Here is a 24241-nt window from a genome sequence, read left to right as displayed (position 1 = left end):
TCCCAAACTTTTATTAATTCATTTTTATTTTGAAAGAAAAATAAAGAAATAAAAAAACTCCTTAATTTTTAAGGAGTTTTTTGGTGGGCGATGAGGGGTTCGAACCCCCGACCCCCTCGGTGTAAACGAGGTGCTCTGAACCAGCTGAGCTAATCGCCCTTTCGGGTTGCAATGTCTTGCGTTATTGCGAGTGCAAATATACGCCTGTTTTCGGGATATGCAAGCAAAAAATAAAAAAAATTATAAAATTTCTGCTACTACAAATGTACTTCCCCCAATGTATATAAAATCGGTTTTTGAAGCGTTATGAATCGCCTTATTGTAAGCTTCTGAAACAGAATTGTATACTTCTCCGTTTAGCTTAAAAGAAGCTGCTTTTTGCTTTAGAATTTGAGCATCCAGTCCGCGAGGAATATTTGGTTTGCAAAAATAATAAATTGCTTTTTTGGGGAATAAAGGTAAGATCTCGTCCAAGTCTTTGTCGTTTACCACACCTAAAACAATGTGCAAAGTGTCAAATTTTTCGTTTTGTATTTGATTTAGTACAATTTTCAAGCCCTCTTTGTTGTGTGCGGTGTCGCAAATGACTTTTGGGGATTCTCCTAATTGTTGCCATCTGCCTTGAAGACCTGTGTTTTTTACAACATTTAATAAACCGGATTGGATGTTTTCGGGCTTGATTTCGTATTCTTTTCCTTCGTTTAAAATTGCAATAGTTTGTAAAACTGTTTTTTTATTGTGTATTTGGTAATCACCAATCAAATCTGAAGGATATACATTTGAAATTATATCAGAAGCAAAATAGATTTTTGAATTGTTTTCTTTGGCTTTAGCCAAAAAGACGGGCTGTGTTTCCGGAGTATATTCGCCAATAACAACGGGAATTCCGGGTTTGATAATTCCTGCTTTTTCAAAGGCAACTGATTCAAGGTTGTTTCCTAAAAATTGGGTGTGGTCTAATCCGATATTTGTGATAACAGATACCAAGGGCGTGATTATATTAGTGGCGTCTAGTCTTCCGCCCATTCCAACTTCGATAATAGCGATGTCTACCTTTTCTTTAGCAAAATAAGCAAAGGCAAGTCCAACGCTCATTTCGAAAAAACTAATATCATTTGATTCAAAAAAAACTTTATTCGAATTGATAAAATCACAAACGAAATCTTCGGCAATTTCGGTTCCGTTAATTTTGATGCGTTCTCTGTAATCTTTTAAATGCGGCGAAGTATATAGTCCTACTTTGTATCCGGCTTCTTGAAGTATGGAGGCTAGCATGTGAGAGGTTGAGCCTTTTCCATTTGTGCCAGCAACATGAATGCATTTTAAATTTGTGTGTGGATTGCCAAGATGATTGATCAATAAATGAGTGTTTGTCAAGTCTTTTTTATAAGCAGAGGCTCCTTGGAGCTGGTACATCGGAAGTTGGTTAAACATCCATGCCGTTGTTTCTTGGTAATTCATGAGGTCTATAAATAATAAAAACTCAAAGATACTTGAGTTTTTATTATTTATAGTTATGATTATTCGCCTAATTTAAAATTAACGGTTATAAAGCCGATTTGGGTTTCCGGAGCTTTTGGGTCTGGTTGCCATTTGTATTTTCGGGCTGTTGCCAATGCAGGTTCTACCAAACACGGATTGGTATTTGTTGTTCCTTTGGTATATTTGGCGGCAACAACATTGCCATTTCTATTTACTGTAATTTGCACAACAACAGTTCCAAATTCATTGCATTTTTGAACTTCTTTTCCTCTAGAACTAATGCTTCTTCCGTTTAATCCCCAGCCACTTCCGTTGCTGCTTCCACTTCCTGAACCGTAATAGCTGTTTGCATAAGGGTTACCGTTTAGGCTTCCTTTGTCTCCTGCTACATTATCATTGCCTTCGCCGCCTTGTGCTTTCCCATCAGATTTAGGGCCATTTATTAGGCTGGATAAAGCATCAGAGGTGCTTTTTGAAGGTTGTGGGTTTTCTTTTGGTTTTGGTTTGACTTCTTCTTTTGCGGTTTCTTTTGTTGGTTGTGTTTTGTTGGTTTGTTTCATTACAACCGCTTCCTCAATGTCCTGAGAGAGAATCTCCTCATCCGCTGAGGTTGCTTGTTTTGCCGCTGTTGCTTTGGGAGCTGATTGTATTGCTTCTGTAGGCTGGATGTTTCCCGATCCAAACTCTGTTGTTCCAAAGTTTATGGCTATTCCATTTTCAGGAGGCGGATCCAAAGAAGTTAATCCTAAATAAAAGAACAAAATAAATAGAATCACAAAAATAATTGATGTGATTGTAAATGATTTTTTTTCTTCTTTTGTTTCTAAGTATTTCATGTAGAATAAATCTTTTTTAAGGCAGCTAAAATTATTTAGGCCTTACCGCCAAAACAACCTTGATTTGGTTTCTGTTTGCAATGTCCAAAACATTGACTGCTTTTTCAATTGGTACTCCTTCTTCTGCTCTTAAAACAATAGCTTTAGTTTTGTCTGCAGAAAACAAGGATAATAATTTTGATTCCAATTCGGTTTCTGAAACGGGATCTTTGTCAATAAAGAATTCTAATTTTTTATTGATGCTTACTGTTATATTCTTATTGCTGTCTGTTTTTCCTTTTGCTTTTGGTAAGACTAGATCCAATGCATTTGTAGTTACCATTGTAGATGTCAGCATAAAGAATATAAGCAATAAGAAAACAATATCTGTCATTGATGACATATTGAATTCGGCGCTAACTTTATTTCTTCCTCTTAAATTCATGATTATGCAGGGTCGTTTAATAAGTCTAAAAAGTCAACTGCATTGGCTTCCATTTGATGAACAATCTTATCTGTTTTTACTACCAAGTGATTGTAGCCAACATAAGCAATAATTCCTACTACTAAACCAACAACAGTAGTTGTCATTGCTGTATAAATACCTTCAGAAAGTGCGCCAACTTCTATTTGTCCTCCAGAACTGGCCATCTTATGAAATGCCTGAATCATACCTACAACTGTTCCTAAGAAACCGGTCATAGGACCCGCTCCAGAAATAGTAGCAAGCATACTTACATTTTTTTCTAGTTTGTAAATTTCTAATTTTCCGGCGTTTTCAATAGCGGTGTTGATGTCGTCAAGTGGTTTTCCTATTCGCGAAATTCCCTTCTCAATTAGTCTTGCAACAGGAGATTTAGAGTGTGCGCAAGCTATTTTGGCATTATCAATACGTCCGTTTCTGATGTTTTCTCTAATTTGTCCCATGAAATTCAGGTCAATTTTTGAAGCGGCATTAATAGCCATCAGTCGTTCAAAATAAAGATACAAAGCAACGAAAAACATCAGGAATAAAGAGATCATAATTAGCTGACCTGCTAATCCTCCGCTAGTTAATAATTCAATAATTGATAAAGTTTTTTCAACAGGGACTGCTTCGACTAAACTTTCTTTTGCAACAGTTAGGCTGTCTGCTTGTAACAATAGACTCATAGAAATTTTCTTTATTATGAAAACGCTAATATATTATAAAAATTGCTGTTTTCTAAGATTAATATAACCAATGAGAAGAATTTGCTTAAGGTGCTAATTATGAGCTGTAAAAAAAGTCAGTTTAATGCATCTGTACTAAACTTGATGCATCAAACTGACTAATAAAATGTAATTACAAACGAACTAAATGTTTGTAATTATAGAAAAGATTATACTAACTGTTTTAAAGCAATTTCAAAGGCAGTAGCACTAATATTTGTTTTTGAACTATTTAAAGCGTGTGCTTTTTGAATAGCTTTTTTTATGATTTCAGAAGTATCTTGAAAAATAGCTTCATCTGTTATTTGCACTTTCTTTTCCATGAAATAAGCAAAAACTCTCGCCATTCCGCAGTTTGAGATAAAGTCAGGGATCAAACTTACTTTGCTGTCAACATCCTCCATAATTGGTCCAAAGAAAATTTCCTTGTCCGCAAAAGGAACATTGGCACCACAAGAAATTACTTCCAGACCATTGGCAATTAAGCTATCAATTTGAGATTGGGTAACCAATCGTGAAGCTGCGCAAGGAGTGAATATTTCGGCACCGATTGTCCATATTTTTTGATTGATTTCATCAAAAGGAATCATGTTGTCGGCAACTAGTTTGTTTCCGTCTTTGGCAAGGAATAAGGCTTTTACTTCTTCAAAAGTATAGCCGTTTTCGTTTATTACCCCACCGTCTCTATCTATAATTCCGATTATTTTTGCACCCATTTCGGCTAAATAGAAAGCAGCAGCCGAACCAACATTACCAAAACCTTGAATAATGGCTTTTTTTCCTTTTACATCGCCTCCATAAATAGAGTAATAATTACGAACGGCTTCAGCAACACCAAAACCGGTAATCATATCCGCAACAGTATATTTGCGGTAAACATCAGGAGAATATTTAGGGTTTTCAATTACTTTAATAACTCCTTGACGCAATTGTCCAATTCGATTGATTTTATCTGCTTCGGTAGGTTTAAAATGACCATTAAAGACTCCTTCTTGCGGATGCCAAACGCCACATTCTTCCGTCATTGGGATTACTTCATGGATTTCATCTACATTCAAATCGCCACCTGTTCCGTAATAACTTTTTAGTAAAGGTGAAACGGCTTTAAACCAACGTTGTAGTACGCCTTTTTTTCTTGGATCGTTCGGATCGAAATTAATACCGGATTTAGCACCACCAATTGCTGGTCCAGAAACACTAAATTTTACTTCCATCGTTTTTGCCAAAGACAAAACTTCATTCATATCTAATCCTTTTCTCATTCTTGTTCCTCCACCGGCAGCGCCGCCACGAAGCGAGTTGATGACAGTCCATCCTTCGGCTTCTGTTTCGGAATCTTTCCAGTTAAAAATGATTTCAGGTTCTTTATTTTCGAATTTCTTTAATAAATCTTTCATTTTTTGCGATATATTTAATTTTGACAAATATAAAAATTAGTATGATGCGAATTGTGTATTTGGAATGTTATTTCATTTGATGGTGTTTTTAAATTTTAATCGCTATCTTAAACAATGTATTTGCAATAGGATTTGTCTCATTGCAGTTGATTTGTAAGCTGATTCTTTAAAAAATAATTTATTTGTATATACCTAGCAAGTTCTTTTTAAGGGTTTCATCGACAGGTTTGTCAGAAAGCCAAATACCAAATAATGCCTTTTTAAAATCAATTCCGGGTATTTTACCCTTCAATATATCATTTTTGTAAACCCAAACCGAAGTGTCAATAGGGTTGTAAAAAAGATTGTAAACATCATCTTTTACAATTTCATCGCTTAACATTTTCTTGAAAGCTTCTATTTTAGGCCTTAAAGAGTTTAGATTAGTTCCAGCCGATTTTTCAAATCCAATATTGAAATTTCTCGTCAGTTTCCCTGATGAAACTAATGAAGAAGTAATATGTATTCTTACAGCCATTTCTGTGTCGCTTTCAACGATGTAGTTAGGATCTTCCGAAAGACGTGATAAATACAAGGCCTGAACATAAACTTCGACCCACATTTTAGATCTGCCTCCAACTCCGTTGAGTGTCAGGTTTTTGTTTTGGATGTTGATTGTTCTAGGAACAGTGATTCCGTTTATTTCTATTTGAGATTGTGCTGTAACAGTAGAGAATTGGACAGATAAAAGCACAGTAAGCAGTAGTAAGATTTTTTTCATGGTAATGTGTATTGAATTATTTTGTAGCAAAATTAGTTTTAATTAGTGTATTTAATAGCCAAAGAAGCCTAGTTTTCCTGATAAATTTATTTTGTAAGAATAATTTTTCTATTTTGTTTTTCGATTTGTTATTTAGTTGGGTAAAAAGTAAAAATAGCTTGATTTGATTGACAAATTGTCATTTTGATTTAGATTTTTTTGTTAAGATTCGTAAAGAATAAGCTGCTTATGAGCGACGGAATAGTTGTTTTATTATTGAAATGTTTAATTCTAAAAAAATATTTCAGCTTGATAATTCGAAGGTGAAAGAGTGTCAATTTATTTCAGTCGAGCGAAGTTCCTGACATATTATCGATAACGATATAGTGATGATTTTTTATTGATCAAATTTTTGGATCAAAATTGGTGATTTCATAAAAAAAAAGTATTTTTGGAAGCGTTTTTTGAATAAAAACGGAATTAATTTGTATATCATAAGACAATCATCAATGCTGTAATGAAAAAATAAAACTGTCAGAAAAGATCTTAAGGAATCGCTTTAGAGATTGTTTTTTGGGGAATTTTGTTTTTATTTGTAGAGTTGGAATTTTAATATTTTAAATAATAAATACAGATATGGATTTTAATCTAACTGAAGAGCAGTTGATGATACAACAGGCTGCTAGAGATTTTGCTCAAAATGAATTGTTGCCGGGAGTGATAGAAAGAGATGAGCATTCTAAATTTCCAACAGAGCAAGTAAAAAAAATGGCTGAACTTGGGTTTTTAGGAATGATGGTTGATCCTAAATATGGCGGTTCCGGGTTAGATAGCGTTTCTTATGTTTTAGCGATGACTGAGATTGCTAAAATAGATGCTTCGGCCGCGGTAGTAATGTCTGTTAATAATTCATTAGTTTGTGCCGGTTTAGAAAAATATTGTAATGAAGAGCAAAAAATGAAATATTTAGTTCCTTTGGCCCAAGGAGATGTTATAGGCGCTTTTTGTTTGTCGGAGCCAGAAGCTGGTTCTGATGCTACTTCCCAAAAAACAACCGCTATTGACAAAGGAGACCATTATTTGTTAAATGGTACAAAGAACTGGATTACAAACGGAGCTACAGCATCTACTTATATTGTAATTGCGCAAACGGATATCGAGAAAGGACATAAAGGAATTAATGCATTTATCGTTGAAAAAGGATGGGCAGGTTTTGATATTGGTCCAAAAGAAAAGAAAATGGGAATTCGCGGATCAGATACTCATTCATTGATGTTTTCGGATGTGAAAGTGCCAAAAGAAAATAGAATTGGAGCCGATGGATTTGGATTTAATTTTGCAATGGCTGTGCTAAACGGCGGAAGAATCGGTATCGCTTCCCAAGCTTTAGGTATTGCTACCGGAGCTTATGAGTTGGCTTTGAAATATTCTCAAGAGCGTAAAGCTTTTGGAAAGGAAATTTTCAAACACCAGGCAATTGCGTTCAAATTAGCTGATATGGCGACTCAGATTATGGCTGCCAAAATGTTGTGTTTTAAAGCGGCTTTTGAAAAAGATGCCGGAATGGACATCTCTCAATCTGGAGCAATGGCAAAATTGTTTGCTTCGCAAACGGCTATGGATACTACAATTGAAGCAGTTCAAATTCACGGAGGTAATGGCTATGTTGCCGAATATCATGTGGAGCGTATGATGCGTGATGCCAAAATAACCCAGATTTATGAAGGAACTTCTGAAATACAACGTATCGTAATTTCAAGAACGTTGATCTCATAACAGAGACAAAATATAGTTTTACTGAAAGTCCAATCTCAAAATCTGAGATTGGACTTTTTTGTTTTAATCAAAAAATATAGGTGCCTGATTCTTCTTTGTGTAAATCAAAAAACAATCCTTGGTTTTGATTGTCTTTTTTTATGGCTTTTGTTTATTTTTGCTTTATGAAAAATATTATTATCACAGGAACGAGTAGGGGAATAGGGCATGAGTTAGCCTTGCAATTTGCAAAAGCTGGACATCAAGTTTTGGCTATTTCAAGGAAAATCCCTCAAACTTTGTTAGGGAATGAAAACATTACTTGTCTTTCGGTTGATTTATCTAATGAATCGGAACTAGTTAAAGTAAGTGATTTTCTTTCTAAATCTTGGAAACAAATAGATGCAATTGTACATAATGCCGGAAGTTTAGTGTTGAAACCATTTTCGGAAACTACACAAGAAGATTTTGAAAATATTTATAAAGTGAATGTTTTTGCTGTTGCAAATTTGACACGAATTGCTTTGCCTTATTTGCAAAAAGGGAGTCATGTAGTTGCCATCAGTTCTATGGGAGGTATACAAGGAAGTCTTAAGTTTGCAGGACTTGCAGCTTATAGTTCAAGCAAAGGAGCTGTAATTACGCTTATGGAATTATTGGCAGAAGAATACAAAGAGCGTGGAATTTCTTTTAATGTTTTGGCTTTGGGCTCAGTTCAAACAGAAATGCTTGCGGAAGCTTTTCCGGGTTATCAAGCACCTATATCCGCCGGTGAAATGGCCGATTATATTTTTAATTTTACTTTGACGGGCAATAAATATTTCAACGGAAAAGTGTTGCAGGTTTCTTCAACGAATCCATAAAAAGTTATAAATTATTAGCTATAAGTTATGAGTGAAAGTATCGTTAAAACAAAGAGTTTTGATTTGGCTGTAAGTGGTGTTAACTTCTATAAATATATTGTTGCTGAAAAGAAAGAGTATATTATGAGTAAACAATTTTTACGCTCCATAACTTCTGTTGGAGATAATGTTCGCGAAGCTGTAAATGCTCAAAGTAAACCAGATTTTATTCATAAATTAGCTATAGCTCAAAAAGAATGTGATGAAACAATGTATTGGTTAGAACTTTTAAATGCAACAGAATACATTTCTGAAAATGAATTTAAATCATTGCACGAACAGAGTAACGAAGTTTTGAAAATTATTCGAAGTATAATCATCAGCTCTAAGAAAACTCATAACTCATAATCTATAACTCATAATTCAAAATTTGTTTTGAGCGAAACCTTAGCAAGATATATACCGGAGCATGCTGTAAAACCAGTTTTTGAACTGATTGTTGTTAATCAGGTGCATCTTAAAATTGTCAACGAAAGACAAACTAGACATGGTGATTACCGCAAAGGTTTGAACGGAAAACATGAAATTACAGTTAATTCAAATCTGAATAAATATAAGTTTTTGATTACGCTGATTCATGAAATTTCCCACCTTGTTGCTTTTGAAAAATTCGGTCGAAACATCAAACCGCATGGCAACGAATGGAAATATTCTTTTCAGCGACTGATGATTCCATTTATTCGACCGGAGATTTTCCCTAGTCATTTGTTGCCTTTATTAGCAAGACATTTTAAGAATCCTACGGCAAGTAGCGATACCGATGCGACTTTGGCATTGGCTTTGAAACAATTTGATGCCAAAAATGACAAAAACTATATCTTTGAGATTCCTTATGATAGCGTTTTTAGAATACAGAACGGCAAAATTTTCAAAAAAGGGGCACTTCGAATAAAAAGATACGAATGTGTCGAAATCAATTCGGGACGTATGTATCTGTTTAATCCTAACGCTGAAGTGGAGTTGTTACCAAGCTAAATTTTTTATTAAAAGCTAAAAAAAATATTACTCTTTCAAATAAGCTTCTCTTACTTTTTTGAATAAATTAGAAGAATATACAAAGTCAACGACCGCTTCATTATCGGTTCTAAAAATTTCTTCTTTGGTTCCTTCCCAAGCTTTTAGGCCGTTTTTTAGAAATAAGATCTTATCGCCAATTTCCATAACCGAGTTCATGTCGTGGGTGTTTATCACAGTGGTAATATTGTATTCTTCGGTGATTTCTTTGATGAGATTATCGATCAATATTGCGGTATTTGGGTCTAATCCAGAATTGGGTTCATCACAAAACAAATATTTTGGATTGTTTACAATGGCGCGGGCAATCGCCACACGTTTTTGCATTCCTCCTGAAATCTCCGAAGGTAATTTTTTATGCGCGTCGATAAGATTTACTCTTTTTAGTACAAAATCTACTCGATCTTGAACCTTAGATTTATTGTCATTGGTAAACATTTTCAAAGGGAAAGCTACGTTTTCGGCTACAGTCATAGAGTCGAATAGCGCGCTACCTTGAAAGACCATTCCGATTTCTGTTCTGAGTTCTCTCTTTTCATCGGGATCTAATTCAGAATAAATTCTGCCATCAAAAGCTATGGTGCCAGATTCCGGGGTATGAATGCCTAAAAGGCTTTTGAGCATAACTGTTTTACCCGAACCACTTTGTCCAATAATTAAATTGGTTTTTCCAGTTTCAAAAATGGTTGAAACACCTTTAAGGATTTTGCTGTCTCCAAATGATTTTTCTACGTTTTTTACTTCTATCATGATCCTAGTAACAACTGAGTTAATATGTAATTGAAAAGAATGATGGATACTGAGGTCCAAACAAATGATACTGTACTGGCTTTACCCACTTCTAGCGCACCACCTTTCATGTAATACCCATGAAAAGAAGGGATTGTTGCAAGTAACATGGCGAATATTAATGTTTTAATAAAAGCATAAACAATATGAAATGGAATGAATTCCATTTGGGCACCATTGATAAATTCGGCACTTGAAGTAAAACCACCATATACACCAGCCATCCAGCCACCTAGAACACCTAGAAACATACTTATTCCAATTACAAATGGATACAGTAATAAGGCAATTATTTTAGGGAATACCAAATAATTCAATGAGTTCACTCCCATTACTTCTAAGGCATCAATTTGCTCGGTAACTCGCATGGTACCGATGCTTGAGGTGATGAATGACCCCATTTTTCCTGCCATAATCACAGAAATAAAAGTCGGAGCAAATTCTAATATCACTGATTGTCGCGTGGCAAAACCAATAAGGTATTTTGGAATTAACGGATTGGTAAGATTTAATGCAGTTTGAATAGCAACAACTCCTCCAACGAAGAATGAAATGAAGCAAACAATACCAAGAGAATCGATAATTAAATCATCAATTTCCTTGAATATTAGTTTTTTCATCACTGACCATTTCGTCTGTTTGTTGAAAATTTCTTTTAGCATCAAGAAGTATCTTCCTATCTGCGTTATATATCGAATGAGCATCATAGTTTTGTGATTATGGGCTAAATTACAAAAATAGTTATGAGTTATGAATAATGAGTTGTTGGTTTTCCTTAGAAAAGCTTCTCTTTCATTTTTTTTAAGCGATAGTTTCTAATAAATTTTGCTTGTTCTTTGGTTACCATAATTGGCGTTTTAGCTGATTTGGCTTTCCAGAATCCTTTTATGTAATCTAAAAAAAGCAAAGGTTTCTTCTTCATCATTGCCAGTTTTGCCGAGGCAATGGCGGTAATTATGAAACCGTAACCTAAAGTATAAAAAGCCTCGCCTTGTTTATAGCGAGCCGTTTTGTTGTAATTGGCACCAGTAGGTTTTAAATGTTTTACTTTTAAAGAAGCATCAGTAACTACTTTCCAATTGTAGAATTTACAAAGTAATTCGTCAACTGTATCCCAGCCCATTTGAGGTTTTAAACCGCCAATTTGTTTGAAAGTTTCTTTTCTGTACGCTTTTAAGGCTCCGCGAATATGGTCTTTATCTGTTAGATTTTCTAAAATCCATTCGCCATTTTTCTCAATATAACAAAAGCCTCCAACCATACCAATTGAATTGTCTGATTTAAAATGCTGGATAATGGTTTCGAAATAATTATTCGGAAAAATCAAGTCGGCATCAATTTTTACAATTAGGTCGTAATTGTCATCCAAGGTTTCAAAACCTTTTTGGAACGCCTGAATCACTTTGCTTCCCGGTAAATGGATCGCACTAGATTTTTTTTCCACCAATGATATAAACGGATTTTCTTTTGCGAAAGCCAGTACGACTTCGGCAGTTTTATCAGTTGAATTATCATTTACTACTACAACTTTGCTAGGCAAAACAGTTTGCTCTACTAGCGATTGTAAGGTGAGTGAAATGAGCTTTTCTTCGTTATGAGAAGGAATAACTATATAGTAGTTCATTATTTTATTTTTTCGGCATAAACTATATAATACCTATTTGTGAAATAACGCAATAAAGGGCGAAAACCGATTTTTTTAACTGGATGAGTGAATTTTTCTCTTGCGACAATTTTCCATCCTGTTTTTTCAAGCAACCAGTCTAATTGCCAATCTTCAAATTCATGGTAGTGTCTGTCCCACATATCTGTTTTGCTTCTATACGCTGATGAAAACCACAGTCGCAATGGAATAGAAATAAAAAGTTTGTCTGATTTTATTTCGCTTAAAATAGTGTAAGGATTCAGTAAATGTTCGAATATTTCAAAAGCAGTTACAACATCTGGTGTTTCCGTTGAAAAAACAGATTGATCGATATCTAAATCTTCTCCGTTGGTGTTTTTAACTGAAAATCCTTCGGCTTTCATGATTTTAGAAAAAGGGTTTTCTACACCTAAGTCTAAAATAGTATTCGTTGTTGAAATGTGTTTGTTTAAAAATTCTAAAGTGTGTTTGAATCTTTTATTTGGAAACGTTTTTTCGTACATTTTTTTACTGATATAATAAGGTTGCAAAGGTACAAAGATATATTTCTTCTTTTGCAGTTTTTTATTGTAGATAGAAATGAAAAGTCCACAGTTAAAAAATAGTTTTTACTGTGGACTTTTTGAGTATGATTTTCAGAATTATATTTAAACTAATACCTGTAAACAAAGGCATTGATGTTCATTCCTGCACCAACAGAAGCGAATAACAGTATGTCGCCTTTGTTGATTTTCTGATCTTTTATTTCGCCTCTAATTAATAAATCAAAAAGTGTGGGTACCGTAGCTACACTGCTGTTTCCTAGCTCGTGAATACACATTGGCATAATATCTTGCGGAACCGGTCTGTCATGTAATTTGTAAAAGCGTTGAATGATTGCCTCATCCATTTTTTCATTGGCTTGGTGAATGAGAATTTTTTTAACATCATCAATAGCAATACCACTTTTCTCCAAACAACTTTTCATAGCTATAGGGACGTTATTTAATGCAAATTCATAAATTTTACGGCCATTCATTTTTATATAACGCGTATCTGGATCTAAATCCGGATTGTACGATTTTCCGAAAAACAAATAATTTGCTTCATCCATAGCATAGGTTGCGCTTTCGTACGAAAGCATACCAGTTTCATCATCGGATGCTTCCACAATCGCGGCACCAGCGCCATCAGAATAAATCATAGAATCTCTATCATGCTCATCAACCACTCTGGATAAAGTTTCAGAACCAATAACCAAACAACGGTTTGCCATGCCTGATTTGATAAAAGCATTTGCTTGTAAAACGCCTTCAATCCAGCCAGGACATCCAAAAAGGATATCATAAGCAACGCATTTTGGGTTTTTTATTTGTAATTTATTTTTGACACGCGTGGCTAAACTTGGAAGCATATCAGATTGTGTAGTTCCACATTTGACATCCCCAAAATTATGTGCAAAAATAATATAATCTATAGTTTCAGGATCAATACCAGCATTTTCTATTGCCTTTTGGGATGCGAAAAATGCGAGGTCGGAAGAATTTAAATTGTTTTCAGCATAGCGTCTGTGTTCAATTCCGGTTATGCTTTTGAATTTTTTGATGACCACCTCATTCGGATAACCAAAAGGGGTTCCATCTTCATTCAAAAAAACGTGATCTCCAAAGTCTGTATTGCTTACTTTTTTCTCAGGAATATAGCTTCCTATTCCAGTTATTTTTATTTTCATCGGTTTGTTTTCCAAAAAATTTAGGCTAATGTAAAGATAAAATAATTATTACAACCAGCTTATTTGCTATGCATGCATATAATTATGAAATATTGCATTTTCAGCTAAATTACTGATAATTTTTTAATGAATTATTCAAATCTATTTAATTTTATTTTCAATGTCTTTAGACATATTCAATGGGGCAATTTAAATAAAAAATTGAGTTTAGCTAGAGGTGAGATTGTTTTTTTTAGAAACAAATAGAGGTGATTTGGTATGTGGATAATAAGAAAAGCCTCGTACATTTAATAATGACGAGGCTTTTTTTGTTTATTTCAAATGATTTAGCTTTCCATGTAAGCTTCGATAGGAGCACAAGAGCATATTAAATTTCTATCACCATAAGCATCATCAACACGACGAACAGATGGCCAAAATTTATTGTCTGCAATGTATTCCAATGGGTAAGCTGCTTTTTCTCTAGTATATGGAAACTCCCAAGTTTGAGCTGTAAGCATAGCTAATGTATGCGGAGCATTTTTCAATGGGTTGTTTTTGTCGTCAGCAGTAGCTACTTCGATTTCTTTTCTGATAGAGATCATAGCGTCACAGAAACGATCTAATTCAGCTAAATCTTCAGATTCAGTTGGCTCAATCATCAAAGTTCCGGCAACCGGGAAAGATACTGTTGGAGCGTGGAAACCATAGTCCATCAAACGCTTAGCAATATCACCAACTTCAATTCCGTTTTCTTTGAATGAGCGACAATCCAAGATCATTTCGTGAGCAGCTCTTCCGCACTCTCCAGAATACAATACCGGATAGTGTTTCTCTAAACGTGCTTTCATATAGTTTGCATTCAAGATAGCGTGTTCAGTAGCAGATTTTAATCCTTCGGCACCCAACATAGTGATGTATCCGTAAGAAATCAAACATACCAATGCAGATCCGTAAGGAGCAGAAGAAATAGCAGTGATTGCGTGTTCTCCACCTACATTTACGATAGGGTTAGATGGTAAGAAAGGAAGTAGTTTTTCGTTCACACAGATTGGTCCAACACCAGGTCCACCACCACCGTGAGGAATAGCGAAAGTCTTATGTAAGTTAAGGTGACAAACGTCAGCACCAATAGTTGCTGGGTTAGTCAAACCTACTTGAGCATTCATGTTTGCTCCGTCCATGTAAACTAATCCTCCGTTGTCGTGGATCAACTGAGTGATTTCGATAATAGAAGACTCGTAAACTCCGTGTGTTGAAGGGTAAGTTACCATCAAACAAGATAAATCGTCTTTGTGCTCGATTGCTCTAGCTCTCAAATCCTCAACGTCAATGTTTCCTTCAGGAGTCGTTTTTGTAACAACGATTTTCATTCCTGCCATAGCAGCAGAAGCAGGGTTTGTTCCGTGTGCCGATGATGGAATCAAACATACGTTTCTGTGGTTGTCACCGCGAGATAAGTGGTAAGCACGAATAGCCATCAAACCAGCGTATTCACCTTGAGCACCAGAGTTTGGTTGCAATGTAGTTCCAGCAAAACCAGTAACAACATTTAATTGTTGCTCTAATTTTTTAAGCATCGTGATGTAACCTTCAGCTTGTTCAATTGGAGCAAATGGGTGAATTGCATTCCAATTTGGCATAGACAAAGGCAACATTTCTGAAGCTGCGTTCAATTTCATTGTGCAAGAACCCAATGAGATCATAGAGTGGTTCAATGATAAATCTTTGCGCTCTAATTTTTTGATATAACGCATCAATTGGCTTTCAGAACGGTGAGTGTTGAAAACTTCGTTTGTTAAGAAAGTAGATTTTCTTTCTAATGAAGCTGGTAATTGGCTTGCAGTTGATAATTCAGCAACTGTAAAAGCTTCTTTCGCTGTAGCTTCAGCAAAGATAGCAATGATTTGGTTGATGTCAGAAACAGAAGTAGTTTCGTTTAACGAAATTGAAATCGTATCAGCATCAGCATAGAAGAAGTTTACTTCGTTTCTTTCTGCAATAGCTTTCACTTTAGCAGCGTCAGCTTTTACAAGAATAGTATCGAAGAAAGCGGTGTTAGTTTGATTAACGCCTAATTTATTTAAAGCTTCCGCAGTAGTTACTGCAGATGCGTGAACTTTGTTAGCAATGTATTGCAATCCAGTTGGTCCGTGGTAAACAGCATACATACCAGCCATAACTGCTAATAAAACCTGAGCGGTACAGATGTTTGAAGTAGCTTTTTCACGTTTGATGTGTTGTTCACGAGTTCCTAAAGCCATACGCAAGGCGCGGTTACCGTTGACATCGATAGATACCCCGATAATTCTTCCTGGCATAGAACGTTTGTACTCATCTTTAGTTGCGAAGAAACCAGCATGAGGTCCACCGTAACCCATTGGTACACCAAAACGTTGTGTTGTTCCTACCACTACGGCAGCTCCCATTTCTCCCGGAGATGTTAATGTAGCCAATGATAAAATATCGGCAGCAACAGCCACTTTAATTTCGTTAGCTTTTGCTTGAGCAATAAATCCAGCATAGTCATTTACTTGACCATATTTTCCAGGATATTGAAGGATTGCTCCGAAGAATTCAGTTGAGAAGTCGAAAGTCTCGTGGTTACCAACAACTAATTCAATTCCTACTGGAGTAGAACGAGTTTGTAAAACAGATAATGTTTGAGGTAAAATTTCTTCAGAAACGAAGAATTTGTTTACGTTGTTTTTCTTTTGGTCACGAGTACGAACGTCAAACAATAAAGCCATAGCTTCGGCAGCTGCAGTTCCTTCGTCAAGAAGAGAAGCATTGGCAATTTCCATTCCTGACAATTCAATAACAGTTGTCTGGAAATTCAAGATAGCTTCTAGACGACCTTGAGCGATTTCAGCTTGATAAGGCGTGTAAGCCGTGTACCATCCTGGGTTTTCAAAAACGTTTCTTTGGATTACCGCAGGAACAATCGTTGGGTGATACCCTAAACCGATATATGATTTGAAGACTTTATTTTTTTTACCTAATTCCTGAATATGATTCGCATATTCATATTCCGTCATTGCAGGGTCTAGATTTAGGGGGGCTTTTAAGCGAATGTCATCCGGAAGTGTTTCATAGATAAGTTGTTCAATAGATTCAACTCCAATAGTTTGTAACATATGTTGAAGGTCATTCTCTCTTGGACCAATATGTCTTAAAGCAAAAGCATCTGTTTTCATGTAAGTGTAGTAATGTTGTGTTTTTTTAGTGGTGCAAAATTAAGTATTATTAATAATTTATAAGGGTTTTTGACCCTGATTTTTCATCTATTTTTAAACTAAATAACGAAATTGCCCACAATTGATTAATTTTGTTTGATGATTCGTTTTAAGCAAGTCTTTGATTTTTATATCAGAAGTAGCATTCATGTGGCTTTGTCTGTTTATGCATTAGTACGAATGACTCATTTTATGTTTCATCTTCCTGCTGATGAACCGATGGCTAATTTTGCTTTTTTGGGAACCATCGTGGGTTATAATTTTGTGAAGTACCATACTTTGGCTAGAATCCAAAAAAGTCAAATGAGCAATGAAATTAAATTAATTGCATTGTTGAGTTTGTTTTCATTAGTTGGAGTAGGGTATTATTTTCTCCAATTGCAGTTAGTTACCCAAATAGTTTCCATTCTGTTTTTAGTCTTAACCCTGCTGTATACCTTGCCTTTCTTTCCAAATAGAAAGAATGCCAGAAACTGGGCAGGTGTAAAAATCTATATTGTGTCTTTATGCTGGGTAGGAGTTACGCTGGCGTTGCCTTTGCTTAATGCACATGCTGATCTTGGATCCGATTTTTATCTCAAATGCGTTCAACGATTTATATTGATTTTTGTTTTGATCCTGATTTTTGAAATTCTGGATTTGGCCAATGACGATCCCCATTTAAAAACCGTGCCGCAACAAATAGGAGTGAAGCGAACTAAAATACTCGGATTGTTATTGTTGCTTCCTTTTTATTTTTTAGAGTTCTTGAAAATAAATTTTATCGAAAAGCAGCTGATTGTAAATGTAGTCTTAGTGGTTGCCATTTCCTCCTTTTTGCTTTTTGCCAATGAAAAAAGATCCAAATATTACACTTCTTTTTGGGTCGAAAGTATTCCTATTTTTTGGTGGCTGATGGTGGTATTTTTTTAATATAAAAAAACCGAAGCGTCTCCACTTCGGTCTATATCTTAAATCTGAATTCTATGATCTGGAATCTAAATCAATCCCGCTCTTTTTAACAAAGCTTCATTATTCGGTTCATGACCTCTGAATCGTTTGTAAAGAATCATTGGATGTTCGGTTCCGCCTTTGGAAAGGATGTTGTCTTTGAATTTATCAGCAACTTCTTTATTGAAAATTCCTTTTTCTTTAAAAAATTCAAAAGCATCGGCATCCAGTACTTCGGCCCATTTGTAGCTGTAATATCCAGATGAATATCCGCCTTGAAAGATATGAGAAAATGAAGTACTCATCGCGTTTTCTGCTACTTCAGGATACAATTGCGTTTGGGCAAATTGCTCCGTTTCAAAAGCTTTGATGTTTTTTATATTTGTTGGGTCTTGTCCGTGCCATCCCATGTCCAGTAGGCCAAAACTCAACTGGCGCATCGTTGCCATTCCTTCCTGAAAATTAGAACTTTCCTTGATTTTTTGCACCAATTCAATCGGAATCATTTCATTTGTTTGATAATGATATGCAAATAAGGCCAAGGCTTCCGGTTCGTAACACCAGTTTTCCATAATCTGGCTAGGCAATTCGACAAAATCCCAATAAACAGAAGTTCCGGATAAACTTGGGTAAGTCGTGTTGGCTAACATGCCGTGTAAAGCATGGCCAAATTCATGAAATAAAGTAGTTACTTCATTAAAGGTCAAAAGTGACGGTTTGGTTTCTGTCGGTTTTGTGAAATTGCAAACAATAGAAATATGTGGTCTTTCATTAATTCCGCCTTTTACAAATTGCGATTTGTACGAAGTCATCCACGCACCATTTCGTTTTCCTTTTCTTGGGAAAAAATCGGCATAGAAAATAGCAACCAGATTATTGTCGATGTCTTTTACCTCATAAGTAGTTACTTCTTCGTGGTATTTGTCAATTTCAAAACTTTCTTCAAAAGTAAGTCCGTATAATTTTTGTGCTGTGGTAAATGCACCATCCAAAACTTTTTCGAGTTGGAAATAAGGTTTCAGTTTTTCATCGTCCAAATTGAATAATTCTTGTTTCAATTTTTCAGAATAATAAGCGCCATCCCATTTTTCTAATTGATCGATTCCGTCTAGTTTTTTGGCGAAAGCGGTCAGTTCGGCAAATTCCTTAAGAGCTGCTGGTTTGGCTTTGGCCAATAAATCATTTTCAAAAGTCAAAACTTTTTCAGGGCTTTCGGCCATGCGTTCTTCGAGGACAAAATGAGCGTGAGTGGCATAGCCTAAAAGCTGTGCTCGGTCAAAACGAAGTTGCGCAATTTTAAGCACGTTTTCTTGGTTGTCAAATTCGTTATTTTGAAAACCTTTGGCGCCAAAAGCAATTGCCATTTTTTTACGCAACTCGCGATTATCGGCATAAGTAACAAAGGGAACGTAGCTAGGATAATCTAGAGTAAAAATCCAACCTTCTTTTTCTTGGCTTTTGGCCAAAGAACGAGCTGCTTCGATTGTTCCTTCCGGCAAACCGGATAAATCTTTTTCGTCTGTAAGGTGTAATTGAAAAGCCTGGGTTTCTGCCAATACATTTTCGCCAAATTTCAGGCTTGTTTTTGATAGTTCTTTGTCTATTTCACGAAGTTTTATCTTTTTTTCTTCGGTAAGATTGGCGCCATTTCGAGAAAAACTCTTGTATTTTTCATCCAGTAAAGTAGTCTGTTCCGGGTTGAGGTTTAAAGCGGCTTTTTGCTCGTAAACGGCTTTCACTTTTGCGAACAATTCTGCGTTAAGGCGTACGTCATTCCCAAATTCAGACAACAAAGGCGAAACTTCTTGTGCTATTTTCTGAATTTCGTCATTGGTCTCGGCCGAATTCAGATTGAAAAAAATACTTGAAATACGATCTAGCGTATAACCGCTGAAATCCAAAGCTTCAATAGTATTTTCGAAAGTAGGCTTGTCGCTATTTTGAACGATTGCATCTATTTCGGCTTTGGCCAATGCAATTCCTTCTATAAAAGCAGGAAGGTAATCCTCGTTTTTTATTTTCGAAAAAGGAGTGGTGTCGTATTTAGTAACGAATGCTGTTGTTAAGATGCTCATTGTTTTGATTTTAAATTATTAAGGAGTTTAGAGAATTAAACGGTATTAATTTTCTAAACTCCTTAATGGGGCTTAATTTCTAATAGATTTAAGTTTACTTTTTGAGTAGGCTTTCGGCTGCGATAATTACCGCATCTTTTAGTCCTAATTTATAGTGTATCACTTTGTCTAAAACGGCTTTGTCATGACTTCCTATGATTTGAGCAGCCAAGATTCCGGCATTTTTAGCTCCGTTTAAGGCTACAGTTGCTACAGGAACTCCGCCCGGCATTTGCAAAATAGACAAAACGCTGTCCCAACCATCGATAGAATTGCTCGATTTTACCGGTACTCCAATTATTGGAAGCGGTGACATTGAGGCAACCATTCCTGGTAAATGTGCAGCTCCGCCGGCTCCGGCAATAATTACCGAAATCCCGCGAGTGTGGGCGTTTTTACTGAAATCGAACAATTTTTCGGGCGTTCTGTGTGCCGAAACAATGTCAACTTCGGTCTCTATGTCAAATCCTTTTAGGATATCAATGGCTTCTTGCATTACAGGCATATCAGAGATACTTCCCATTATTACGGCTACTTTGCTCATTTTGTCGTGTATTTGTTTATTTGGCTATCTGATGATTTTCTCATTTTCAAATTTCCAAATGGTTGTGTTTTTTCAAATTAACTGATTACTCTTATCGTGTTTTTTACGTCTTCGGCAATTCGTCTTGCTTCTACAATATCAGAATTTACGATGGTTACATGTCCCATTTTTCTGAAAGGGCGTGTTTGTTTTTTACCGTAAATGTGTGGAGTGACACCGTTCCATCCTAATATTTTTTCGATATTTTCATAAACTACGTCGCCAGAAAAACCTTCTTCGCCAACTAAATTTACCATAATTCCGGCCACTTTACTTTCGGTATTTCCTAAAGGTAAATCAAGGATGGCGCGCAAATGGTTTTCGAATTGAGAAGTGTAACTGGCTTCAATAGAATAATGCCCGGAATTGTGAGGTCGTGGTGCAACTTCATTTATTAGGATTTCGTCATCTTCTGTTTGAAACATTTCGACAGCCAAAAGTCCAACATGGTTGAATTTTTCTGAAACTTTTAATGCGATGGCTCGCGCTTTTTCGGCTACGTGATCATCAATGCGAGCAGGACAAATTACGTATTCTACTTGGTTCGCTTCCGGATGAAATTCCATTTCTACAACCGGGTAGGTTTTCATATCGCCAGATGGATTGCGACAAACGATAACGGCTAATTCGTTTTTGAAAGGAATCATTTCTTCGGCAATGCATTCTACATTGGCTAAATTATCCAAATCAGAGATTTGTCTAATGACTTTTACGCCGTTTCCATCGTATCCAAATTCGGTACATTTCCATATAAAAGGCAATTGGATTCTAGATTCAAGAATAGCCATGATTAGGCTTTTTATGTTTTCAAATCGTTTGTAGTTTGCCGTTGGAATGGCGTGTTCTGTATAAAAATCCTTTTGGGTGCCTTTGTTCTGAATTAATTTCAGTGTTTTTGGTGAAGGATACACTTTTAATCCTTCGTCTTCTAATTTTTCTAAGGCTTCAAGATTTACCAATTCAATTTCGAAAGTCAAAACATCGACTAATTTTCCAAAATTATAAACGGTTTCAAAATCCATTAAATCGCCCTTGAAGAACTGATTACAGGCTATCTTGCAAGGTGCTTCATCGCTTGGATCCAAAACATAGGTTTGTATGTCAAATTTTCTGGTGTCAAACAAAAGCATTTTACCCAATTGTCCGCCGCCTAGAATTCCTAATTTAAATTCGGAAGAAAAATAATTCATTGTGTTGCGTGTTTAGTAAGAGCAAAGATACTTTATAATGCTCGAATAGGGAAATGCTATTTTATTTTCTGCCTAATTTATTTAGTTGAATGATTAACGGTTTTAATTCGATTCGGATTTTTTTTACAATAAATATAGGTATAAAGGCATAAATTAAATTTCAATTATCAATTGTCAAATCCGAATTCTGTATATTTGTCAATTATTTTAAATTAGGATAATAATGATTCAACTTCACGATAAACAATTTGTTCCGTTTATTTCTGCCAAAGAAATAGAGTTTGCAATAACAAAGATGGTAAAGCAGGTAGAAGATGATTTTGCCGATGAGGTTCCTGTATTTGTAGGAGTTTTGAACGGCTCTTTTATGGTTGTTTCTGATTTTATGAAAAGCTATAAAAAACCTTGCGAAGTAAGTTTTATAAAAATGACATCTTACGAGGGGACATCTTCAACCAATGAGGTAAAACAATTAATTGGTTTAAATCAAGATTTATCAGGAAGATCCGTTGTTATTATTGAGGATATTGTAGATACAGGGAATACTATAGTTGAGCTAAAAGAATTGTTTAAGAAGCAAAACGTAAAACATTTTAAAATAGCCACACTTTTTTTCAAACCAGAGGCTTATAAGAAAGATGTAAAAATAGATTATGTTGGAATCCGAATTCCGGACAAATTCATTGTAGGTTTTGGATTGGATTATGATGGTTTGGGCAGAAATTTACCAGAAGTATATATATTAAAAGATTAACTACGAAAGACACATTATGATTAACATTGTTTTATTTGGAAAACCAGGTGCGGGAAAAGGAACTCAAGCAGAGTTTTTAAAAGAAAAATATAAATTAACACATCTTTCAACAGGGGATATTTTTAGATTTAATATTAAAAATGAAACCGAATTAGGAAAACTAGCTCAAACCTTTATGGATAAAGGCGATTTAGTTCCAGATGAAGTAACTATTAAAATGTTGCAAAGTGAAGTAGAAAAAAATCCGGATTCAGCAGGTTTTTTATTTGATGGATTTCCTAGAACAATTGCACAAGCTCAGGCTTTAGATGCTTTTTTAGATACAAAAAACGAAGTAATTACTGCGACTATTGCTTTAGAAGCTGATGACGAGATTCTTGTGGCGAGATTACTTGAAAGAGGGAAAGTTTCTGGTAGAGCTGATGATCAAGACGAAGATAAGATTCGCAACAGATATCAAGAATACAATGAGAAAACGGCTCCGTTAATGGGTTATTACAAAGAACAAGATAAGTTTTATGCTGTAGATGGTATAGGAACTATTCAAGAAATTACCGAGCGATTAAGTGCGGTTATTGATAATTTATAAGTTAAAAAATTGTTTGATGTTTAAGGTTTAAAGTTGTCCTCCAACAGCATTAAACTTTAAACTTTAAACCTTAAACAAGATAATGGAAATACTAATAATACTTTTTCTAATTCTATTGAATGGGGTTTTCTCGATGTCGGAAATTGCATTGATTTCAGCACGAAAAAACAGATTGGAAAATGCCGCCAAAAAAGGGAACAAGAATGCTAAGATAGCTTTAGATTTAGCAAATTCTCCCAATAAGTTTTTGTCAACAGTTCAAATAGGAATCACTTTAATCGGGATTCTTACGGGGATTTACAGTGGCGATAAGATAACTTCAAATGTGGAAGCTTTTGTTTCGACATTTGAAATTTTTAAGCCTTTTGCAAACAGTCTTGCCGTAGGAATAGTTGTTGTTATATTGACATTTTTTTCCCTAGTTTTAGGAGAGTTGTTGCCTAAAAGAATAGGTTTGAATTATCCGGAATCCATTGCAAAAGCAGTGGCCATGCCGATGAGAATAGTTTCAATTATAACAGCTCCTTTTATATGGATGTTGACACATTCTACCGAATTCCTCTTGAATCTAATGCAGATTAAGCCTACGGCTGATGGCAAAGTGACCGAAGAGGAAATTAAAGCCATTATCAAAGAAGGGACTGAAGTGGGCGAAGTTCAGGAAATAGAACAAGACATTGTGGAGCGTGTTTTTCACATTGGTGATAGAAAAATAAATTCATTGATGACCCATAGAAAATCAGTGGTTTTTTTGTCTTTGCATTCTGATAAAGAAAAAGTCAGGGAGATGATGTTGAGAGAATTGCACTCGATTTATCCGGTGTATGATGAGAATTATGACGATATCGTAGGAGTGGTTAATCTAAAAAATATTTTCGCGCATTTCGAGAACGAGAATTTTAGTTTAACAGATATCATGACCGAAGCTCCTTTTTTGATGGAATATACCACTGCGTATAAGGCTTTGGAGAAATTTAAAGAAACAGGAATTCACTATGCTTTTGTATCGGATGAATACGGAGTTTTTCAGGGAATAATTACTTTGAATGATATTCTTGAAGCTTTAGTGGGTGACGCTTCTGATTTTTACAAGGAAGATTTTAAATTAGTAGAAAGAGAAGACGGAACTTGGTTGGTAGACGGACATTATTCATTGCACGATTTCTTGACTTATTTTGAGTTGGACGAATTAATAAATGATTACGAAGTGACTACTGTGAGTGGTTTGATAATGACTGAGTTATCTCGTATTCCGAAGCAAGGCGAAAAATTAATTTGGCATAAATTTGAATTAGAAGTCATTGATATGGATGGCGTGATAATTGATAAAGTAATGGTTAAATCATTGCGAAAATAAAATAGAAAAATAAAAATTGATTGTAGCTAGCTGATGATAGTTTGAATTTTGTTCAATCTAAAATCTAAA

23 protein-coding genes and 1 tRNA gene are annotated in these 24241 nt (G+C 35.3%); 8 read left to right on the top strand and 16 right to left on the bottom strand.

The window, feature by feature from the left end:
* Nucleotides 1-81: 81 nt before the first annotated feature.
* From ACMDB5_RS02165 to ACMDB5_RS02135, 7 genes are all read right to left on the bottom strand, one after another.
* Nucleotides 82-159: transfer RNA gene (locus tag ACMDB5_RS02165), tRNA-Val, on the bottom strand.
* A gap of 81 nt (nucleotides 160-240) precedes the next feature.
* Entirely contained in the window at nucleotides 241-1461 is a 1221-nt protein-coding gene (locus ACMDB5_RS02160; protein WP_413999382.1) for a bifunctional folylpolyglutamate synthase/dihydrofolate synthase, read from the bottom strand.
* 59 nt (nucleotides 1462-1520) lie between these two features.
* Entirely contained in the window at nucleotides 1521-2318 is a 798-nt protein-coding gene (locus ACMDB5_RS02155) for an energy transducer TonB (protein WP_413999381.1), read from the bottom strand.
* Between the two features lie 31 nt (nucleotides 2319-2349).
* The gene (locus tag ACMDB5_RS02150) at nucleotides 2350-2742 is read right to left on the bottom strand and encodes an ExbD/TolR family protein (RefSeq protein ID WP_413999380.1); all 393 of its coding nucleotides are present in this window, start codon (nucleotides 2740-2742) and stop codon (nucleotides 2350-2352) included.
* Between the two features lie 2 nt (nucleotides 2743-2744).
* Nucleotides 2745-3449: a MotA/TolQ/ExbB proton channel family protein gene (locus ACMDB5_RS02145; protein ID WP_413999379.1), complete on the bottom strand. Its 705-nt coding sequence runs from the start codon at nucleotides 3447-3449 to the stop codon at nucleotides 2745-2747.
* 209 nt (nucleotides 3450-3658) lie between these two features.
* Nucleotides 3659-4885: a Glu/Leu/Phe/Val dehydrogenase dimerization domain-containing protein gene (locus tag ACMDB5_RS02140; protein ID WP_413999378.1), complete on the bottom strand. Its 1227-nt coding sequence runs from the start codon at nucleotides 4883-4885 to the stop codon at nucleotides 3659-3661.
* 178 nt (nucleotides 4886-5063) lie between these two features.
* Nucleotides 5064-5645, bottom strand: coding sequence for a chalcone isomerase family protein (locus ACMDB5_RS02135; protein WP_413999377.1), 582 nt, complete (start codon nucleotides 5643-5645; stop codon nucleotides 5064-5066).
* A 615-nt stretch (nucleotides 5646-6260) separates the two neighbouring features.
* On the opposite strand from ACMDB5_RS02135, the gene ACMDB5_RS02130 reads away from it, so the two are divergent.
* From ACMDB5_RS02130 to ACMDB5_RS02115, 4 genes are all read left to right on the top strand, one after another.
* Complete coding sequence (locus ACMDB5_RS02130) at nucleotides 6261-7400, top strand: acyl-CoA dehydrogenase family protein (RefSeq protein ID WP_413999376.1); 1140 nt, start codon at nucleotides 6261-6263, stop codon at nucleotides 7398-7400.
* A 164-nt stretch (nucleotides 7401-7564) separates the two neighbouring features.
* Nucleotides 7565-8242: an SDR family NAD(P)-dependent oxidoreductase gene (locus ACMDB5_RS02125; protein WP_413999375.1), complete on the top strand. Its 678-nt coding sequence runs from the start codon at nucleotides 7565-7567 to the stop codon at nucleotides 8240-8242.
* A 27-nt stretch (nucleotides 8243-8269) separates the two neighbouring features.
* Complete coding sequence (locus ACMDB5_RS02120) at nucleotides 8270-8629, top strand: four helix bundle protein (protein ID WP_413999374.1); 360 nt, start codon at nucleotides 8270-8272, stop codon at nucleotides 8627-8629.
* A 27-nt stretch (nucleotides 8630-8656) separates the two neighbouring features.
* Entirely contained in the window at nucleotides 8657-9256 is a 600-nt protein-coding gene (locus ACMDB5_RS02115) for a SprT-like domain-containing protein (protein ID WP_413999373.1), read from the top strand.
* A 27-nt stretch (nucleotides 9257-9283) separates the two neighbouring features.
* On the opposite strand, the gene ACMDB5_RS02110 is transcribed toward ACMDB5_RS02115, so the two are convergent.
* The 6 genes from ACMDB5_RS02110 to gcvP form a co-directional block, all read right to left on the bottom strand.
* Nucleotides 9284-10045, bottom strand: a complete 762-nt coding sequence (locus ACMDB5_RS02110; RefSeq protein WP_413999372.1) for an ABC transporter ATP-binding protein — start codon at nucleotides 10043-10045, stop codon at nucleotides 9284-9286.
* Complete coding sequence (locus tag ACMDB5_RS02105) at nucleotides 10042-10791, bottom strand: MlaE family ABC transporter permease (RefSeq protein WP_230063126.1); 750 nt, start codon at nucleotides 10789-10791, stop codon at nucleotides 10042-10044. Before ACMDB5_RS02105 ends, ACMDB5_RS02110 begins: the two co-directional genes overlap by 4 nt.
* A 68-nt stretch (nucleotides 10792-10859) precedes the next feature.
* Nucleotides 10860-11708: a glycosyltransferase gene (locus ACMDB5_RS02100; RefSeq protein WP_413999371.1), complete on the bottom strand. Its 849-nt coding sequence runs from the start codon at nucleotides 11706-11708 to the stop codon at nucleotides 10860-10862.
* A complete protein-coding gene (locus ACMDB5_RS02095; RefSeq protein WP_413999370.1) occupies nucleotides 11708-12232 on the bottom strand; it encodes a methyltransferase domain-containing protein in 525 nt (174 codons plus the stop codon). The genes ACMDB5_RS02100 and ACMDB5_RS02095 overlap by 1 nt, the downstream gene beginning before the upstream one ends.
* A 149-nt stretch (nucleotides 12233-12381) precedes the next feature.
* Complete coding sequence (locus ACMDB5_RS02090) at nucleotides 12382-13440, bottom strand: 3-oxoacyl-ACP synthase III family protein (protein WP_413999369.1); 1059 nt, start codon at nucleotides 13438-13440, stop codon at nucleotides 12382-12384.
* Between the two features lie 326 nt (nucleotides 13441-13766).
* Nucleotides 13767-16616 (bottom strand): aminomethyl-transferring glycine dehydrogenase, encoded by a 2850-nt coding sequence (gene gcvP / locus ACMDB5_RS02085; protein WP_413999368.1) that lies wholly within the window; start codon nucleotides 16614-16616, stop codon nucleotides 13767-13769.
* A gap of 138 nt (nucleotides 16617-16754) precedes the next feature.
* Between gcvP and ACMDB5_RS02080 the strand changes: the two genes are divergently transcribed.
* Nucleotides 16755-17567 (top strand): hypothetical protein, encoded by an 813-nt coding sequence (locus ACMDB5_RS02080; RefSeq protein ID WP_413999367.1) that lies wholly within the window; start codon nucleotides 16755-16757, stop codon nucleotides 17565-17567.
* Between the two features lie 65 nt (nucleotides 17568-17632).
* On the opposite strand, the gene ACMDB5_RS02075 is transcribed toward ACMDB5_RS02080, so the two are convergent.
* The 3 genes from ACMDB5_RS02075 to ACMDB5_RS02065 form a co-directional block, all read right to left on the bottom strand.
* Nucleotides 17633-19660, bottom strand: a complete 2028-nt coding sequence (locus ACMDB5_RS02075; RefSeq protein ID WP_413999366.1) for a M3 family metallopeptidase — start codon at nucleotides 19658-19660, stop codon at nucleotides 17633-17635.
* 94 nt (nucleotides 19661-19754) lie between these two features.
* Nucleotides 19755-20243: a 5-(carboxyamino)imidazole ribonucleotide mutase gene (gene purE, locus ACMDB5_RS02070; RefSeq protein ID WP_413999365.1), complete on the bottom strand. Its 489-nt coding sequence runs from the start codon at nucleotides 20241-20243 to the stop codon at nucleotides 19755-19757.
* 77 nt (nucleotides 20244-20320) lie between these two features.
* Complete coding sequence (locus ACMDB5_RS02065) at nucleotides 20321-21472, bottom strand: 5-(carboxyamino)imidazole ribonucleotide synthase (RefSeq protein ID WP_413999364.1); 1152 nt, start codon at nucleotides 21470-21472, stop codon at nucleotides 20321-20323.
* A gap of 223 nt (nucleotides 21473-21695) precedes the next feature.
* On the opposite strand from ACMDB5_RS02065, the gene hpt reads away from it, so the two are divergent.
* From hpt to ACMDB5_RS02050, 3 genes are all read left to right on the top strand, one after another.
* Nucleotides 21696-22226 carry a hypoxanthine phosphoribosyltransferase gene (gene hpt / locus ACMDB5_RS02060; RefSeq protein ID WP_413999363.1) on the top strand — a complete coding sequence of 177 codons (531 nt, stop codon included), beginning with the start codon at nucleotides 21696-21698 and terminating at the stop codon, nucleotides 22224-22226.
* Between the two features lie 16 nt (nucleotides 22227-22242).
* Nucleotides 22243-22815, top strand: a complete 573-nt coding sequence (locus ACMDB5_RS02055; RefSeq protein ID WP_413999362.1) for an adenylate kinase — start codon at nucleotides 22243-22245, stop codon at nucleotides 22813-22815.
* Nucleotides 22816-22897: 82 nt separating this feature from the next.
* Nucleotides 22898-24172 (top strand): hemolysin family protein, encoded by a 1275-nt coding sequence (locus ACMDB5_RS02050; protein ID WP_413999361.1) that lies wholly within the window; start codon nucleotides 22898-22900, stop codon nucleotides 24170-24172.
* Nucleotides 24173-24241: the final 69 nt, after the last annotated feature.

The sequence above is a fragment of the Flavobacterium sp. W1B genome, assembly GCF_047344965.1.
In the GTDB taxonomy this organism is placed as follows: domain Bacteria; phylum Bacteroidota; class Bacteroidia; order Flavobacteriales; family Flavobacteriaceae; genus Flavobacterium.
This window is presented reverse-complemented; position numbering and strand designations above follow the sequence as displayed.